A 14,942-nucleotide genomic window follows, 5' to 3' on the forward strand; every position below is an offset into this window, starting at 1 on the left:
CATAACCTTCTTTACATGATTTTTGTGGTGAATTGATTGTACAACACGAGGACAGCAGTTGTCCTTTTTGTGTACAAAAAAACTGGCATTGATTTTTTATCAATACCAGAAAGTGTATACCTATTAATGAGAAAGGAGTGGGACGATGGATGACCAAGCAAAAATTGCCTTGTTACAAAAGGTAATTCAGTTTAATACCGTTAATGGCAATGAACAACCTTTGGCCGAATATTTGAAAGAGGTGCTTGTCCAACATCATATTGATAGTCAGTTGGTTAAGTTTGCGGATAATCGGACATGCTTAGTAGCTGAGATCGGTGACCAACCCGGGAAAGTGCTGGCTTTTGCTGGTCACATGGATACGGTAGCAACTAGTGATCCGGCAAAATGGAAGTACCCGCCTTTCTCAGGAGAAATCGTCAACGGTAATATTTACGGTCGTGGCTCGGTGGACATGAAAGGTGGTCTAACAGCCATGGTCATTAGCTTAATTCAGATGAAGAAAGCAGGACTGCCAAAGCATGGTAAGGTTCGCTTACTCCTTTCGGTTGATGAAGAAGTTGGTGGTCAGGGATCAATGTTGTTGACGCAAAAGGGATACGCTAATGATTTAGATGCAATGATAATGGGAGAAGCCAGTTCAAACCAGCTTGAATACGCTCACTGTGGTTCGTTTGATTATGAAATTGAATCATTTGGTAAGACAGCGCACAGTTCACGTCCTGATTTAGGCATTAACGCCGTAGCAAATTTGGCCCGCTTTATTGATGGTGAACGGCTTTTGCTGATGCTCAATCGAGTCCCGTCCTTGGTAAGGTGATTCACTCGGTAACCGTCTTCCATGGTGGTGAGCAGTTAAATTCAATTCCGGATTACGCTTACTTGAAGGGGAATGTGCGGACTGTTCCTGAATGTGATAATGAAGAGACACAAGCACGATTGCAAAAAATTATTGATCAGCTAAATAAGCAGGGTGCTCAGCTACGCCTTAAAGTAGTTGCTAGCTTTGCACCAGTCGTAACTGATCCGAATGATTCGTTCATCGATCTTGTTAGTGATGCGGTTGCGGCCACAAAAGGAAGTAAGCCCAAGGTGATTGTTTCACACGGGGCAACCGATGCGTCTCGGTATTCGTTAGCTAAAAAGCCGTTTTCGTTTGTTGAATATGGACCAGGGGATGATCGTCAATCTCACCAGATTAATGAACACCTTTCAGTTGATGATTTTTTGCAGGCACCGATGATTTATCAACAGATTGCTGAAAAGTTTCTAATTTAATTTTAATAAATTTGTTGACTTTATAAGAAATTAGACTATAGTAATAACCAATATTCAAAAACGATCAACAGAATTAGTACTAGGGAATTTTGTTTAGAGAGTTAGCGGTTGATGGGATGCTAACCAAATGACTCTAGGAAACACATCTGCTAGTTGAATTTCTAAAAAAAGTAGGAATGACCGGGGAGCCCGTTATCGCCAAGAGTTTATTGGTTGAACTTATTAAGGTTGTTTTTGTGAGAAAGCAGCAAGGACGAGGTGGGACCGCGGCAACGCCCTCGTTACCATTAATGTGGTAGCGAAGGCGTTTTTTGTTTAATCAACGAACTTAGTGAGTCGGTTATCGTGAGGTGATCGAAAAGTGGGGTGGAACCGCGCATTCGCGTCCTCTAAAGCAATGATGCTTTGGAGGGCTTTTTTATTTAGGAGGGAAATAGTCATGAGAACACAACGACTTATTCGCATATTAATCGCATTAACCTTAATGATTGTTCTATTACCAATTGCTGGCTGCAAGAGATCCGCTAATCCTAATTACCGTGCTAATCACGTTGATCAATGGTCACGGATTAAGAAATCGGGTCAGCTTAATATCGGGGTTGATGATAGCTTTGTGCCAATGGACTTTCGCCAGAAAAACGGGAAATTAGTTGGCTATGACGTTGATCTTTCACGAGCAGTCTGCAAAGTGCTTGGGTTAAAGGCTAACTTTCAATCGATCGACTGGTCAATGAAAGAAACCGAATTAAAGAATGGAACGATTGATGTAATTTGGAATGGCTATACCGCAACCCCAGAACGGCAGAAAAAAGAAGCTTTTAGCCGGGTTTACGAACGTTCTGGACAGTCACTGGTCGTTAAAAAGAACTCGGGAATTAATAGCTTCAAGGATATGCAAGGAAAAAAGCTTGGTCTTCAAGAAGGCTCGACAGCTTTTACTGACTTCAATAAGTACCCACAGTTGCTGAAAAAGTATATTAGCGGGTCGCCAATCATCTATCAGGATAACAACTCTGCCTTTATGGATTTAAAAGCGGGCCGGACACAAGGAGTTCTTGCCGGAACGATTTATGCTGGTTATTATGCAAAAAATTTAGCTAAGACTAACCAATATAAGCTTATTGGTAGTAATGTCTTTCCGCAAGATCGGGTTGCCGTGGGGATGCGAAAGGGTGACCGAACGTTAGTGAAGAAGATTAATTACGCTCTTGGCGTCCTCCAAAAAGACGGGACCCTTCGCCGAATTAATGAAAAATGGTTAGGGATTGATTCTAATTATTTGGGATCGACGAATGAGTTTAAGAATTAGTAGTAACTGAATTTTTAATCGTGCTTATACAAATAGAAAGCGGCTTGACCACAGGAAAATTCTGTAATCAAGCCGCTATTGTAATATTTAAAATTCTATGTAGACACATCCAGAAAACTTAATTAAATAAATTGAACCCCACCGTCAATTTGGATTGCTTGACCAGTCATGTAGTCGGACTTGGTTGAAGCAAGGTAAGATACAAAGTTAGCAACATCTGATGGGTGCTCGACACGACCAAGGGCGATTCCGTCAATGGCAGCCTTTAGGTATTGACCTTTTTCACCGCCGTTTTCTTCCACCATTTTTTCATCAATGAAGTCCCACATATCAGTACCAACGATACCAGGGCAATAGGCATTAACGGTGATGTTGAACTTAGCTAATTCTTTAGCAGCAACTTGAGTTAGGCCACGGATAGCAAACTTAGTTGAAGAGTAGGCACCGAGTTGTTCATAACCGATATGTCCAGCAATACTTGAAGCGTTGATAATCTTACGAATTTTATCACCATCATCTTGCTTCTTAAATTGTTCAGCAGCTGCTTGAATACCAAAGAGAACACTGTCAACATTTGTTGCATAGATCTTATGAAAGTCTTCTGCAGATTCGTCAAGTAAGTTGCCAATTTGAGCAATCCCTGCATTGTTAATGTAAGTATCAAGACGACCAAAGTTATCAACGGCTGTCTTAACAAGCATTTCGTGAGTACTCTTCTTGGAAACATCACCTGGCGCAGAAACAACTTTAAATCCCTTATCAGCTAATTCCTTAGTAGTTTTATCGGTTTCGTCTTTATGGTAGCCATTAATAACCATTGCATAGCCATCTTTACCGAGTTGTTCGGCAATTCCTTTACCAATACCACGACTACTACCAGTAATAACAGCGACTTTTTGTTCTTCAACCATACTAAGATCTCCTTTTATGATTCACAGAGTATCAATCAACAAGTTTATTATTGCACAAAATAGTTAAAATAGATAGAAAGCGCTTTAATTTTAATATCATATTTAGGTTAATTGGGAACTTTTCACGACTCCCTTTAAGATGATAATGCCGCGCGAGGGCGTCCGTCGCCTAAATCGTCTCTACATGAATCAACTTTAAAACAAAAGCCCAAGCGTCACTTCTTTGTCAACGCTTGGGATCATTCTTAAATTAATTTTCATTCCGTAAGCTAGGAATCTCTTGATCATTATCCTTATTTGGACTCCACCAACCTTGCTTGTTAATATAGTTGCTTGGTAAGCACATGAAGACCAATACAACGATTTCTAAAGCAGCCATTAGTCCTTCGCAAAATGCGTTATCAACATTTCCTAAAACAACTGAAAGGAGCCAAACGGCAAATAGAAACCAACCGGAGATACCAACATCTCGAATACGCCGAACAGCAATTGAAATTGCGGGGAAAATATTCGCAAAGCCGAATACTCCCATGATAACCACGATGATTAGTACCATCCCCAGTCCTTGGGTTGTTCCGTTTACCAGTGAGCCAATTGATGAAACCCCAGAAGCGGCTAGTAGCAGCCATAAAATAGCATAAATAATGACATTCATTAACACTGCCCACCAGTAATCCGCCCGGGTTGAAGTTGCTTGGTATTTAAATCCATTTTCCCAATAATATTTGTAAGCCTTTAACATAATTACATTCCTCCTAATCATTATATTTACTATAGCATATTAATGGAGGCCTTAATTATTAAAAACCTCCCTAATGCATATCAGTTTATATTATCCTGTATTCACACTAGAATATAAGTATGGGAAGGAAAGGTATTGGATTTTTATATAAAGGAGCTGTTTTTAATGAAAATTGCCAAAAAGCCACTTTCTAAAAAGCAAAAAATTGCGGCTGTTAGTTTGATCAGCAGCGCAATTGCCTTACCCGTATGTATTTTTGCCAAAAAGCATTCAAAATAAAGAGTAAAATATAACAGTAACTTAAAAACTGTCACCTGAGTTAATAACTTGGGTGGCAGTTTATTTTTGGTATTAATGGCTAAAAATTAAGGATTTATATTTATTGAGCAGTGTAACCCCCGTCAGTAACAAATTCAGAGCCAGTACTGAAGGAAGAACGATCAGAAGCGAGGAAGACACACATGTTGGCAATCTCATCTGCGTCACCGAGCCGGCCCATCGGGTGAAGTGCTTCCAAATCAGCCCGCATTTCTGGGTAGGCGTCAACCATTGGTGTATGAGCGTATCCAGGGTGAACAGAATTAATCCGAATTGGGTAATTCTTGTCACAGCAGTAAAGGGCAGCAGACTTAGTGATCAGGCGGACAGCCCCCTTAGCAGCATTGTAGGAGAAGAGATTTGGAATCCCAATTAATCCAGCGATTGAGCAAAGGTTAATGATTGATCCGCCATTCTCCTTCATGTGCTTGATGGCATACTTTTGACCAAGCATAACTCCATCAAGGTCAACCGAAAGAATCTTGTGGAAGTCCTCCATCTTAACGTCTTCAGCATTATCGAACAGCAGGATTCCGGCGTTATTCAGCAAAACATTCACTGGCCCAAAAGTTTCTTCAGCTTTCTTAAATACTTCTGGCCATGAAGCTTCATCAGAAACATCTTGCTTGATGAAAATGGCCTTATCACCAAATTGTTCAGCCTGTTTTTGACCTTCAGCATCATCAACATCGGTCATGACAACCTTAGCTCCTTCATCAATGAAGGCCTTGGTACTTGCAAGACCGAATCCCTTAGCCGCACCAGTTACAATCGCGATTTTACTTTCTAGTTCACCCATAACGAAACACCCTTTCTATATAGAAACCAACATTAATTTATTTGTAATTGCTTACATGTTAATGTTATCACTAAGTAATAGATAAAACAAACTTAATTGATGATAAAAGATGATTAACTATGTGGCTTCATGGCAGGAACTCCTTTGTTGACTAAGTTTTAATGTTAAATAACTCGTTTAATTGCATTTTTATTTTGATATATTTAATATAATGTATTATTATTCATTAACAACAAATGATTTTAGTATTATATGAATATCAGATGTATGATATGATTTTGTTGTAAGCGATTACCTTAGCAAATCTTTTTTCAGGAGGGGTTATCATGGAAAAACAGAAGCAGATTGAAATTTTATCGAAGCTGATCAGTATTAAGTCAGTAAACGATAACGAGGGTGAAGTCGCTGACTATATCGAATCACTTTTTGCCCCATATCAAGATCAGGGGGTTCAGATTGATCGGATTCAATACGCTCCGGGACGAGATAATTTGGTAGTGACAATTGGTTCTGGTGACCGGATTTTGGGTTTTTCTGGTCATGAGGATGTGGTTTCTGCTGGGGATGAAGCTGATTGGCAGACGGATCCATTCCAAGCAACGATAAAAGATGGCAACTTATACGGTCGTGGCGCTTCTGATATGAAGAGTGGGTTAGCTGCTTTAATTATCAGTATGCTTGAGATGCTCGAAGATAATTCAGTTCCCGGGAAAATTAGGTTACTTTGTACGGTTGGTGAAGAAACTGGCGAGTATGGTGCGGCCCAGCTCACTAAGGAAGGTTATGCGGATGGCCTAGCCGGTCTAATTATTGCTGAACCAGGGAATGATATGACTGAGATCGGCTACACATCAAAAGGAGTCATTGACTATATTGTTACTTCAGTAGGAAAGCAGGCCCATAGTTCTCAGCCGGAAAAGGGAATCAATGCGATTGATCACCTAATTGATTTTGCGACCCAAGTAAAGCCGTTAATGGCACAATTTGATCAGGTAGACCCAATTCTGGGTAAGCTGACCCATGTTCAATCCGTTTTCCAGGGTGGTTCACAGATTAATTCCGTTCCTGATAAGGCAATTATTAAGGGAAATATTCGAACGATTCCGGAATATCCAAATAAGGTCGTCTTTGCTGCCTTGAATAATCTGGTGGAGGAGTTGAATCAAAAGGATGGCTATGATTTAAGTATTCGTTATAGTTTTCCAGAAGAAGCAATGCCGGGAGACAAGAATGCTCCATTGATTAAGCTGATGGAAAAGGTTCATGGTGAAATATTTACGGATCGTCCAGTAAAAGCCATTGGTCAATCTGGTGCAAGTGATGCTTCGGAATTTCTTCATGGAAAAGGTGATTTTGCAATCGCAGAAATTGGACCAGGGAACAATACACAACACCAAACTGATGAATTCGTGAATATTGAAACTTTTTATAAGTCAGTCGAATTCTATAAACAAGTAGCTAAGGAATTCTTTACAAAGTAGGTGAACTTATGGAGGAAAAAGTACAAAAGAAGCATCGGTTTCATATGCCCTCGGCTTTTACAATTCTTTTCTTGCTGATTGCTTTAATCGCAGTCTTGACCTGGATTATACCGGCTGGGGAATACAAAGTTAACGGTGCGGGAAATATGATTTCTGGGACCTATCACACGGTTGCTAGTCACCCGCAAGGAATTTGGGACATCTTTATGGCACCGATTATTGGAATGATTGGTGATAAGGCAACTACTGGAGCAATTGACATTGCATTATTTATTCTGGTAATTGGTGGCTTCCTGGGAGTTGTTAATAAGACTGGCGCATTGGACGACGGTATCCGTTCAATAGTCGAAAATTCTAAGGGTCACGAGAAACGATTAATTATTGTACTGACGATTATCTTTGCGATTGGTGGTTCCACATACGGAATGGGTGAAGAAACTCTCGCATTTTTCCCGTTGATCGTTCCAATCATGATGGGAGTCGGTTATGACTCGCTTGTTGCTGCCGGGATTATTTTGCTCGGTACCAGAGTTGGTGACTTAGCCTCAACGGTCAACCCGTTCTCTACCGGGGTTGCTTCTGGCATTATTAAGATTTCTCCTGGATCAGGACTCGGTTCCCGGATCATCTTATTGATTATTGTGACCGCCCTAACGATTGCTTTTGTATTACGCTATGCTGACAAGATCAAAAAGGATCCGACAAAATCATTAGTTTATTCGCAACGAAAAGCGGATATGAAGTTCTTTGAAGTTGACAAGCGAACGACAAAACCACAACCGTTAACCAAGATTCAGAAGCATGTCCTCTGGGTCTTTGCTTTAACGTTTATCATTATGATTGTGGGGTTAGTTCCCTGGACAAGTATTAATAAGTCCTGGACATTCTTCGAAAGCTTTACTAAATGGCTCACCCAGATTCCGTTCCTTGGCGACTTCTTAGGTGCTGATATGACCGCATTGGGTAGTTGGTAGTTTAACGAAATTACAATGCTATTCTTATTTATGTCAGTCGTCATTATGTTTGTTGGTTACATTAAAGAAACCGAATTTATTAATTCCTTTATGAGCGGGATGAGTGACCTGCTGAATGTTGCAATTATTGTTGCGGTTGCTCGGGGAATTCAAGTTGTTATGAACAATGGTAAGATTACCGGAACAATCCTTCATTGGGGTGAAATTTCTTTAGCTGGAATGCCCAAAGCCGCTTTTATTATCCTGGCCTTTATATTCTTTATTATTCTCTCATTCCTGATCCCATCAAGTTCTGGATTAGCAGCAGCAACGATGGGGATTATGGGTTCGCTAGCTCAATTTGCCCACGTTGACGGGAGTGTGTTAGTTACTTCTTACCAGGCTGCTACGGGATTAATTACTGCGATTACACCGACTGCCGGAATGCTGGTTGGTGCCCTCGCTCTTTCACGGATCCCAATTACGATCTATTGGAAGTGGGTTTATAAATTTATTCTGCTCCTATTCTTAGTAACTTGTGTTTACCTCGCAATCCTAACAGCACTCTAAAAAGAAAAACAGGCAAGCGATCGTCAACCAATTCGATCTCTTGTCTGTTTTCGATTACCTAAATTCTTAAAATTCACCCGGCTTAGCGATGTAATCATCACGACCATTTGGGTTTCCAGACCACTTATACTTGTCATACCAAATTGAATGCTTCTCTTCATCAAGCATTGCAATTGCTTCCATCTCATCCGCATCTAATTCAAAATCATTAATATCACGATTTTCTCGCATCCGTTCTTCATGAACTGACTTTGGGATAACGATGAAGTCTTGCTGAAGCTCCCAGCGAAGGATCACTTGTGCTGGTGTCTTTCCATGTTCCTTCGCAATTTTACTAATTACAGGACTGCTTAGTAGTTGCCCATTACCTAGTGGTGACCAGGCCTCTAATTGAATGTGGTTGTCCTGACAGAAAGCAACGGTATCCGGTTGATGAATTCGTGGGTTGAACTCAATCTGGTTGACCATTGGCATGATATTAGCGTGATCCATTAAATTTTGGAGGTGGTCAACGTCAAAATTGCAAACCCCAATTGCTCGCGCTTGTCCATCGTTATAAATTGCTTCCAGTGCTCGCCAGCTTTCAATATATTTATTAAACACGGGCCAGTGAAGAAGGAGGAGATCAACATGGTCGGTTCCAAGCTTCTTTAGTTGTTCATTAAAATGCATTCCGAAGTTTATCAATGTCTCCTTGATCCCCGTTAAAAATTTTAGTAGTAAGAAAAAGTTGCTCTCGCTCAATTCCTGAGTCTTTAATTCCTTGACCGACTTGTTTTTCATTTCCGTATTGTTTAGCAGTATCAATTAACCGATAGTGATTTTTAATTGCGTTAGTAACAATTTTGGCGGTTTGATTAAACGGAATTTTCCAAACACCAAAACCAATTTGCGGCATTTCAATTCCGTTACTTAGCTTAATTAATTTTTGTTGATCTTCATTCAACATTTTCACCTTCTTAGGTTAATTTTAGCAGTGATTGTTCTGGGTGATGAAGGTGAATTATATTTAACTGGTTTATTTCCATTGATAATTCTTTTGGTTAGGCTTTTTAAGGCCAATTACTTTCTTATTCCGTTTAACCTTAATTGTCACTTGATATTTATCGTTATTTGATTGAACCGATCTGGTAAGAGCGGCGGCTTGATTGCTAATGCTGGTCTTATCATTTTTGGTCATTTCTTGAAAGCCGGACTTAACTTGAATGATAATTGTTTTGCGATCACGGTAATAGATTTTCTGAATATATTTTGCATAATCATAATTCCCTGGATCATTATCGGCATATTCCTGATGTTCTTCAAGGTTATCGGTAAGCTGTTGATTAATCCTTCTTAAAGAGCGTTGCTTAGCGTTTGCATTACCAATGGTTAAGATTAAACTAAAAGTTAAGACTAATAAAATAATGAACAGTTTTTTATGCATGATGTACTCCTTAGTAACTTAGAATAGATAAAGGTGCGAGGTGCTTTTAATGAAAGATGAATTAACGATTTCTAAAATAACGACTGAAGTGATCAAGATACCTTTGGAGCGACCATTTATTACTCATCTCCATACGGTTAATTCAATCCATGCAATCCGGGTGAAGGTAAAATTGAAAAATGGGCTGGTTGGTACCGGTGCCGCAACTCCGAATGAGGTGGTTACGGGCGATAATATTGACACTCTTAAAATAATTATTGAAGAAGTAATTGCACCGCGATTGATTGACTCTTCCCTAGCTAATGTCGAACCCCTGATGAAACGACTACATACTGCTGTAGTAGCAAACGGCCCAGCAAAAGCCGTGGTTGATATCGCAATTTATGATCTTTTAACCCAGATTTACCATGTATCACTTAACCATTTACTTGGTGGGAGTAAACAATCAATGGCGACCGACTATACTATCAGCATTGGTAAGCCAGCTGAAATGGTGGAGCAGGCAAAGAAGACGGTTCAACGTGGGTTTACTGCATTAAAGATTAAACTTGGTGACCATTCCATTGATGAGGATGTGGAGAGTGTTGAGCAAATCGCTCAAGCTGTCGGATCGGACGTCGCATTACGTCTTGATGTTAATCAAGGATGGAGTTATAAGCAAGCCTTGCGAGCCTTCAAAATGCTGGCTGACGCAGCGTTAAACCTTGATTTTATTGAGCAGCCACTACCGGCAAATCAGTTACGTGAGTTAGCGTTGCTCCGTCAACAATCAACCATTCCGTTAATGTTGGATGAAAGTGTATTTACATCAGCGGATGCCTTACGGGTAATTAAAGCGGGAGCAGCAGATTATGTTAACATTAAGTTAATGAAGTGTGGCGGAATCTACGAAGCAACTAAGATTAATCAGTTGTGTGAAAGTGCAGGAATTCCGTGCATGGTTGGTAGTATGATTGAGGCTCCTGAAAGTATTGCGGCTGCGGTAGCCTTTGCTAATGCTCACGCTAATGTTTACTTTATTGATCTTGACTCAGTTTATATGATTAAAAATGATCTCGATTTGGGTGACCTTAAGCGGGTTGGAATCCATTTATGGCACGTGTAATTCTAAATTTCCTGGCATTATTTTATGATGCTAGGATTTTTCATTTTCCACATTACGTCTAAATTCGTTATAATTAATGTATTATTTTTTTCGAGGTTAGACATGAGTAAAGTATATGCAGTTAGGAAGGGGCGGCACCCAGGAATTTATCTTACCTGGCCAGAATGTCAGCAGAAAATTAATGGTTATCCGGGTGCAGTGTATAAGAGCTTTTCCAGTAAGTCGTTAGCTAGAGAATGGCTTGCTGGCGATAATAAAAGTCAAACAAAAGATCATGATGGTAAGCTAAATGATCCAAATATCATTTACCTGTATACAGATGGTGGTTCACGCAATCACGGTAATAAGCCGGGGCAGCACGTTAAGCAAACAGATAAAGCGGCTTGGGCATTGTTGATCAGTAAAGGCAGTCAACGATTTACTAAGACTGGTGGTGAGTTTGGCGCAACGAATAATCGGATGGAATTAATGGCGCTCCGGAATGCTCTCCAGATTTTAGTAAAGAACCGAAAACAAGAGGACCCAATTATTGCAGTTCTTGACTCACACTATGTCCTAGACCCGATCATGAAAGGCTGGCTTAATGGCTGGGCCCGTCGTGGTTGGCAGACTAGTAGTGGTTCACCAGTGGCTAATCAAGAGTTGTGGCAAGAGGTTATTCAATTACTACCACAGTTTAAGCAGCTACATTTTCAATGGACTAAGGGACATGCAAATAACCAAGGAAATATTATTGTTGATCACTTATTAAATCAAACAATGGATCAAATGGGGGAAGAATAATGAAAATCGGAATTGATAAGATGGCATTTGCAACTACTGATGAGTATATTGATTTACGCGAACTAGCTCGTAAACGGGGGGATGAACCTGATAAGTACACAATTGGAATTGGTCAGGATCGACAGGCAGTTGTTCCGCCAACCCAAGATATTGTTACTTTAGGAGCAACGGCTGCCAAGAAGCTTTTATCCCAAGATGATAAAAAACATCTTTCCACCGTGATCGTAGCTACTGAATCAGGGATTGATAATTCCAAGGCAAGTGCCATTTATATCAAACATCTTTTGGGACTGGATGATTTTACCCGTGCAGTTGAACTAAAGGAAGCCTGTTATTCGGCAACGGCAGGGATTCAGTTTGCTAAGGGATTAGTCGCAATGAATCCCCAGTCGACAGTCCTAGTAATTGCAGCTGATATTGCTCGTTATGGGTTAAAAACACCTGGTGAGGTTACCCAAGGGGCTGGGGCAGTTGCAATGTTGATTTCTGCTGTTCCTCATATCTTAGCTCTTGAGGATACTACGGTTTCATATACCAAGGATGTTATGGACTTTTGGCGGCCACTTTACGCAACTGAAGCACATGTGGATGGCAAATACTCGACTAATGTTTACGTTGACTTTTTCCTTCAGTGCTGGCAACGCTACCAGCAAATGACTGGACGACAACTGGATGATTTTGCTGCCTTAACTTTCCACTTGCCATTTACCAAGATGGGAAAGAAGGCACTGGAGGCACTCCTTAAGGACAATCAATCACTGGTTGCTGACAAAATGCGTGAGCAACTGACCGCAAGTCAAAAGTACTGTCGTGAGGTAGGAAACCTCTATACTGGTTCACTTTACCTTGGAGTAATGTCATTGTTGCAAAATGGTCAGGTTAATCCTGGGGACCGGATTGGTCTTTTTAGTTACGGTTCTGGAGCAGAGGGTGAATTCTACAGTGGGATCCTTCAGCCTCACTTTGAAAAATACTTGAGTGACGTTAAGGATGATCTAGCAAATCGTCATCAGGTTTCAATTGCTGAATATGAGAAGCAGTTCAATTCACAACTAGGGATGAACCCGGATGATGTTGAATTAGATTGGCAATCAGATCCAGCACCGTTTATATTAAAGGGTCAAAAGGAACACAAACGGATTTATCAGGAAAAGAAATAAAGTGTTACAATATAATTAACACAAACGGGGAGCTTGTATAACAGGCTGAGAGGAAGATGTGATCTTCGACCCATGGGACCTGATTTGGATAATGCCAACGGAGGGAATTCAGTTAAGAATTTTAAAATCGATCAGGTAGGTGCCTGGTCGATTTTTCTTTATCAAGATCAAGTTTCGCTAATCGATAAAAGGATGGTGGAACTGATGCAACATAAGACATCACTGGTAGAAAATGGAATGATTTGGTGCGGCGCGGGAATATCAATTGCAGAGATTTTGACAGGAACTTACTTAGCGCCATTGGGAATGGTTAAAGGAATAACAGCCATTATCTTAGGTCATTTAATTGGCTGTGGGTTGCTTTTCCTTGCTGGAATAATTGGTGGTCAGCTACACATTAGTGCAATGGAATCGGTAAAAATCAGTTTTGGCCAATTGGGTGGAATCTTTTTTGCTAGTCTAAATGTTTTACAATTGATTGGCTGGACGGGAATCATGATTTATGATGGTTCGCTAGCGGCTAATGGTCTTTGGAAATTGGGCCGGCCACTATGGTGCGGATTGATTGGCTTCCTAATCATAGTGTGGTTAATTATCGGGATTCGTCGCTTAAAATGGCTGAACACCGTTGCCTTAACTGCTTTATTACTTTTAACGGTTTGGTTGTGCTATTTAATCTTTGCTGAACCACATGTAAATAATCATTTAGGGGCATTATCATTTGGACAAGGATTAGAATTAGCCGTTTCGATGCCCCTATCCTGGCTTCCCTTAATTTCTGATTATACTTCGGTTGCCCAAAACCCGATCCAAGCGAGTGGAGTTAGTGCAATCACTTATGGTGTCATTAGCTGTTGGATGGCAATTGTCGGCCTTGGCGCAATCTTATTAACCGGGCAGACAAATATTGCTAAAATAATGGTTAGTGCTGGCGTTGGGATTAGTGGCCTGATTATTGTCCTCCTGTCAACAGTCACTACAACATTTATGGATGCCTATTCTGCAGGAGTCTCTGCACAAACATTAAAGGTTAAGTGGTCTTCACGTTTAACAGCAATTATTGTAACTAGTATTGGTAGCCTTGGCGCAATCGTTTTGCCGATGGATAATTTTAGTAACTTCCTTTATATCATTAGCTCAGTCTTTACCCCGATGATTGCCATTCAGATTATGGATCGCTTTGTTCTTCGACTTGACAATAAGGATCGCTGGATTAGTTGGACTCATTTTATCTTATGGCTAATTGGTTTTATAGTATACCGCTGCTTAATGTTAATAGATCTTCCCGTAGGAAATACGTTGCCCGATATTTTAATTGTGATCTTTTTGGTGTGGATTGTCGATCACAAAAAGGCAGGAATGAACAAAATTATTAGTTCATTCCTACCCTCAATAAAGAAATATTGCTAATTAAAAGGAAAGTTTAGAAAATGTGATCACGGTATAAGACAATAACCTTACCAAGGATAGTAACGTTATCCAGATAAATGGGTGCCATCGCATCGTTCTCAGGTTGAAGACGGAAGCGGTGGTTTTCTGGTTCTTTATAGAACCGTTTGCAAGTAGCTTCATTATCACTTGTCATTGCAATTACAATCTCGCCATCTTTAGCGGTTGATTGCTTACGAACGATTACGTCATCACCATCAAGAATTCCGGCTTTGATCATACTGGTGCCGTGAATTTTTAACATGAATAATCCAGAGGCATCTTTAATTGAAGGTGGTAAAGGAAAATAATCTGTAGTGTCTTCTACCGCTAAAATAGGCTGTCCTGCGGTAACAACACCGATCATTGGGATTTCTTTTTGCTCTGGTTCAATTCCCAGGAGATCTAATCCCTGTTTAGTAATCTCAAGTGCCCGCGGCTTGGAGGGATCCTTTTGTAAGTAGCCTTCCTTGATTAGATTGTTTAGGTGAGAATGAACGGTGGAGGTTGAGGAAAGCCCAACGGTTCCGCAGATTTCACGGACTGTTGGTGGGTACCCGTGATCCTTAACGTGTTTATAAATGCAACTTAATACGGCAATTTGTTTTTGACTTGCTGCTTTTGCCATTTTGACACCTCATTTGGCTAGATTATTATTAAGTCTAGAATATCATAGTAA

At 40.4% G+C, this 14,942-nt stretch carries 13 protein-coding genes, 2 pseudogenes, 1 riboswitch and 1 other annotated feature; of the genes and pseudogenes, 9 read left to right on the plus strand and 6 right to left on the minus strand.

Annotated elements, in window-relative coordinates; translation table 11 throughout:
- Window positions 1-145 precede the first annotated feature (145 nt).
- From HUK45_RS09590 to HUK45_RS07210, 3 genes are all read left to right on the plus strand, one after another.
- Window positions 146-820 (plus strand): M20/M25/M40 family metallo-hydrolase, encoded by a 675-nt coding sequence (locus HUK45_RS09590; protein WP_268890012.1) that lies wholly within the window; start codon window positions 146-148, stop codon window positions 818-820.
- Window positions 817-1,278 carry a M20/M25/M40 family metallo-hydrolase gene (locus HUK45_RS09595; RefSeq protein ID WP_328797167.1) on the plus strand — a complete coding sequence of 154 codons (462 nt, stop codon included), beginning with the start codon at window positions 817-819 and terminating at the stop codon, window positions 1,276-1,278. Before HUK45_RS09590 ends, HUK45_RS09595 begins: the two co-directional genes overlap by 4 nt.
- 54 nt (window positions 1,279-1,332) lie before the next feature.
- Window positions 1,333-1,671: a binding site (T-box leader), on the plus strand.
- Between the two features lie 91 nt (window positions 1,672-1,762).
- Window positions 1,763-2,587 carry an amino acid ABC transporter substrate-binding protein gene (locus HUK45_RS07210; RefSeq protein ID WP_235972071.1) on the plus strand — a complete coding sequence of 275 codons (825 nt, stop codon included), beginning with the start codon at window positions 1,763-1,765 and terminating at the stop codon, window positions 2,585-2,587.
- Between the two features lie 122 nt (window positions 2,588-2,709).
- Here HUK45_RS07210 and HUK45_RS07215 read toward each other — a convergent pair whose 3' ends face one another.
- The 3 genes from HUK45_RS07215 to HUK45_RS07225 all read right to left on the minus strand — a co-directional run bounded on the left by HUK45_RS07215 (window position 2,710) and on the right by HUK45_RS07225 (window position 5,357).
- Window positions 2,710-3,498 (minus strand): acetoin reductase, encoded by a 789-nt coding sequence (locus HUK45_RS07215; RefSeq protein ID WP_191911766.1) that lies wholly within the window; start codon window positions 3,496-3,498, stop codon window positions 2,710-2,712.
- A 250-nt stretch (window positions 3,499-3,748) separates the two neighbouring features.
- A complete protein-coding gene (locus tag HUK45_RS07220) occupies window positions 3,749-4,240 on the minus strand; it encodes a DUF805 domain-containing protein (protein WP_191911767.1) in 492 nt (163 codons plus the stop codon).
- Between the two features lie 379 nt (window positions 4,241-4,619).
- Window positions 4,620-5,357: a glucose 1-dehydrogenase gene (locus tag HUK45_RS07225; protein ID WP_191911768.1), complete on the minus strand. Its 738-nt coding sequence runs from the start codon at window positions 5,355-5,357 to the stop codon at window positions 4,620-4,622.
- A gap of 326 nt (window positions 5,358-5,683) precedes the next feature.
- Here HUK45_RS07225 and HUK45_RS07230 point away from each other — a divergent pair, with 326 nt between their 5' ends.
- The gene (locus HUK45_RS07230; protein ID WP_191911769.1) at window positions 5,684-6,838 is read left to right on the plus strand and encodes an ArgE/DapE family deacylase; all 1,155 of its coding nucleotides are present in this window, start codon (window positions 5,684-5,686) and stop codon (window positions 6,836-6,838) included.
- Between the two features lie 8 nt (window positions 6,839-6,846).
- A pseudogene (locus HUK45_RS07235) lies at window positions 6,847-8,361 on the plus strand (YfcC family protein).
- 66 nt (window positions 8,362-8,427) lie between these two features.
- Here the strand turns inward: HUK45_RS07235 and HUK45_RS07240 are convergent.
- Together HUK45_RS07240 and HUK45_RS07245 are read right to left on the minus strand one after the other, a co-directional pair.
- A pseudogene (locus HUK45_RS07240) lies at window positions 8,428-9,310 on the minus strand (aldo/keto reductase).
- A 69-nt stretch (window positions 9,311-9,379) separates the two neighbouring features.
- On the minus strand, window positions 9,380-9,787 hold the full coding sequence (locus HUK45_RS07245) for a hypothetical protein (protein WP_191911770.1): 408 nt from the start codon (window positions 9,785-9,787) through the stop codon (window positions 9,380-9,382).
- 49 nt (window positions 9,788-9,836) lie between these two features.
- On the opposite strand from HUK45_RS07245, the gene HUK45_RS07250 reads away from it, so the two are divergent.
- From HUK45_RS07250 to cytX, 4 genes are all read left to right on the plus strand, one after another.
- Entirely contained in the window at window positions 9,837-10,892 is a 1,056-nt protein-coding gene (locus HUK45_RS07250) for a dipeptide epimerase (RefSeq protein WP_191911771.1), read from the plus strand.
- A 102-nt stretch (window positions 10,893-10,994) separates the two neighbouring features.
- Window positions 10,995-11,675 carry a ribonuclease H family protein gene (locus HUK45_RS07255; protein WP_191911772.1) on the plus strand — a complete coding sequence of 227 codons (681 nt, stop codon included), beginning with the start codon at window positions 10,995-10,997 and terminating at the stop codon, window positions 11,673-11,675.
- Window positions 11,675-12,835, plus strand: coding sequence for a hydroxymethylglutaryl-CoA synthase (locus HUK45_RS07260; RefSeq protein WP_191911773.1), 1,161 nt, complete (start codon window positions 11,675-11,677; stop codon window positions 12,833-12,835). Before HUK45_RS07255 ends, HUK45_RS07260 begins: the two co-directional genes overlap by 1 nt.
- Window positions 12,836-12,850: 15 nt before the next feature.
- A riboswitch (TPP riboswitch) is annotated at window positions 12,851-12,958 on the plus strand.
- Window positions 12,959-13,039: 81 nt separating this feature from the next.
- Window positions 13,040-14,245 (plus strand): putative hydroxymethylpyrimidine transporter CytX, encoded by a 1,206-nt coding sequence (gene cytX / locus HUK45_RS07265; RefSeq protein ID WP_191911774.1) that lies wholly within the window; start codon window positions 13,040-13,042, stop codon window positions 14,243-14,245.
- 13 nt (window positions 14,246-14,258) lie between these two features.
- Here the strand turns inward: cytX and lexA are convergent, their stop codons facing one another.
- Window positions 14,259-14,891 carry a transcriptional repressor LexA gene (lexA, locus tag HUK45_RS07270; RefSeq protein ID WP_191911775.1) on the minus strand — a complete coding sequence of 211 codons (633 nt, stop codon included), beginning with the start codon at window positions 14,889-14,891 and terminating at the stop codon, window positions 14,259-14,261.
- Window positions 14,892-14,942: the final 51 nt, after the last annotated feature.

Source organism: Limosilactobacillus urinaemulieris (assembly GCF_014838745.1).
GTDB lineage: Bacteria > Bacillota > Bacilli > Lactobacillales > Lactobacillaceae > Limosilactobacillus > Limosilactobacillus urinaemulieris.

Excerpts from the sequence above, each read along its gene's own strand:
- HUK45_RS07250 (WP_191911771.1), top strand. The coding sequence starts at position 9,837 with ATGAAAGATGAATTAACGATTTCTAAAATAACGACTGAAGTGATCAAG.
- HUK45_RS07230 (WP_191911769.1), top strand. The coding sequence starts at position 5,684 with ATGGAAAAACAGAAGCAGATTGAAATTTTATCGAAGCTGATCAGTATT.
- HUK45_RS09590 (WP_268890012.1), top strand. The coding sequence starts at position 146 with ATGGATGACCAAGCAAAAATTGCCTTGTTACAAAAGGTAATTCAGTTT.
- HUK45_RS07210 (WP_235972071.1), top strand. The coding sequence starts at position 1,763 with ATGATTGTTCTATTACCAATTGCTGGCTGCAAGAGATCCGCTAATCCT.
- HUK45_RS07225 (WP_191911768.1), bottom strand. The coding sequence starts at position 5,357 with ATGGGTGAACTAGAAAGTAAAATCGCGATTGTAACTGGTGCGGCTAAG.
- HUK45_RS07245 (WP_191911770.1), bottom strand. The coding sequence starts at position 9,787 with ATGCATAAAAAACTGTTCATTATTTTATTAGTCTTAACTTTTAGTTTA.
- lexA (WP_191911775.1), bottom strand. The coding sequence starts at position 14,891 with ATGGCAAAAGCAGCAAGTCAAAAACAAATTGCCGTATTAAGTTGCATT.
- HUK45_RS07215 (WP_191911766.1), bottom strand. The coding sequence starts at position 3,498 with ATGGTTGAAGAACAAAAAGTCGCTGTTATTACTGGTAGTAGTCGTGGT.
- HUK45_RS07220 (WP_191911767.1), bottom strand. The coding sequence starts at position 4,240 with ATGTTAAAGGCTTACAAATATTATTGGGAAAATGGATTTAAATACCAA.
- HUK45_RS07255 (WP_191911772.1), top strand. The coding sequence starts at position 10,995 with ATGAGTAAAGTATATGCAGTTAGGAAGGGGCGGCACCCAGGAATTTAT.
- cytX (WP_191911774.1), top strand. The coding sequence starts at position 13,040 with ATGCAACATAAGACATCACTGGTAGAAAATGGAATGATTTGGTGCGGC.
- HUK45_RS07260 (WP_191911773.1), top strand. The coding sequence starts at position 11,675 with ATGAAAATCGGAATTGATAAGATGGCATTTGCAACTACTGATGAGTAT.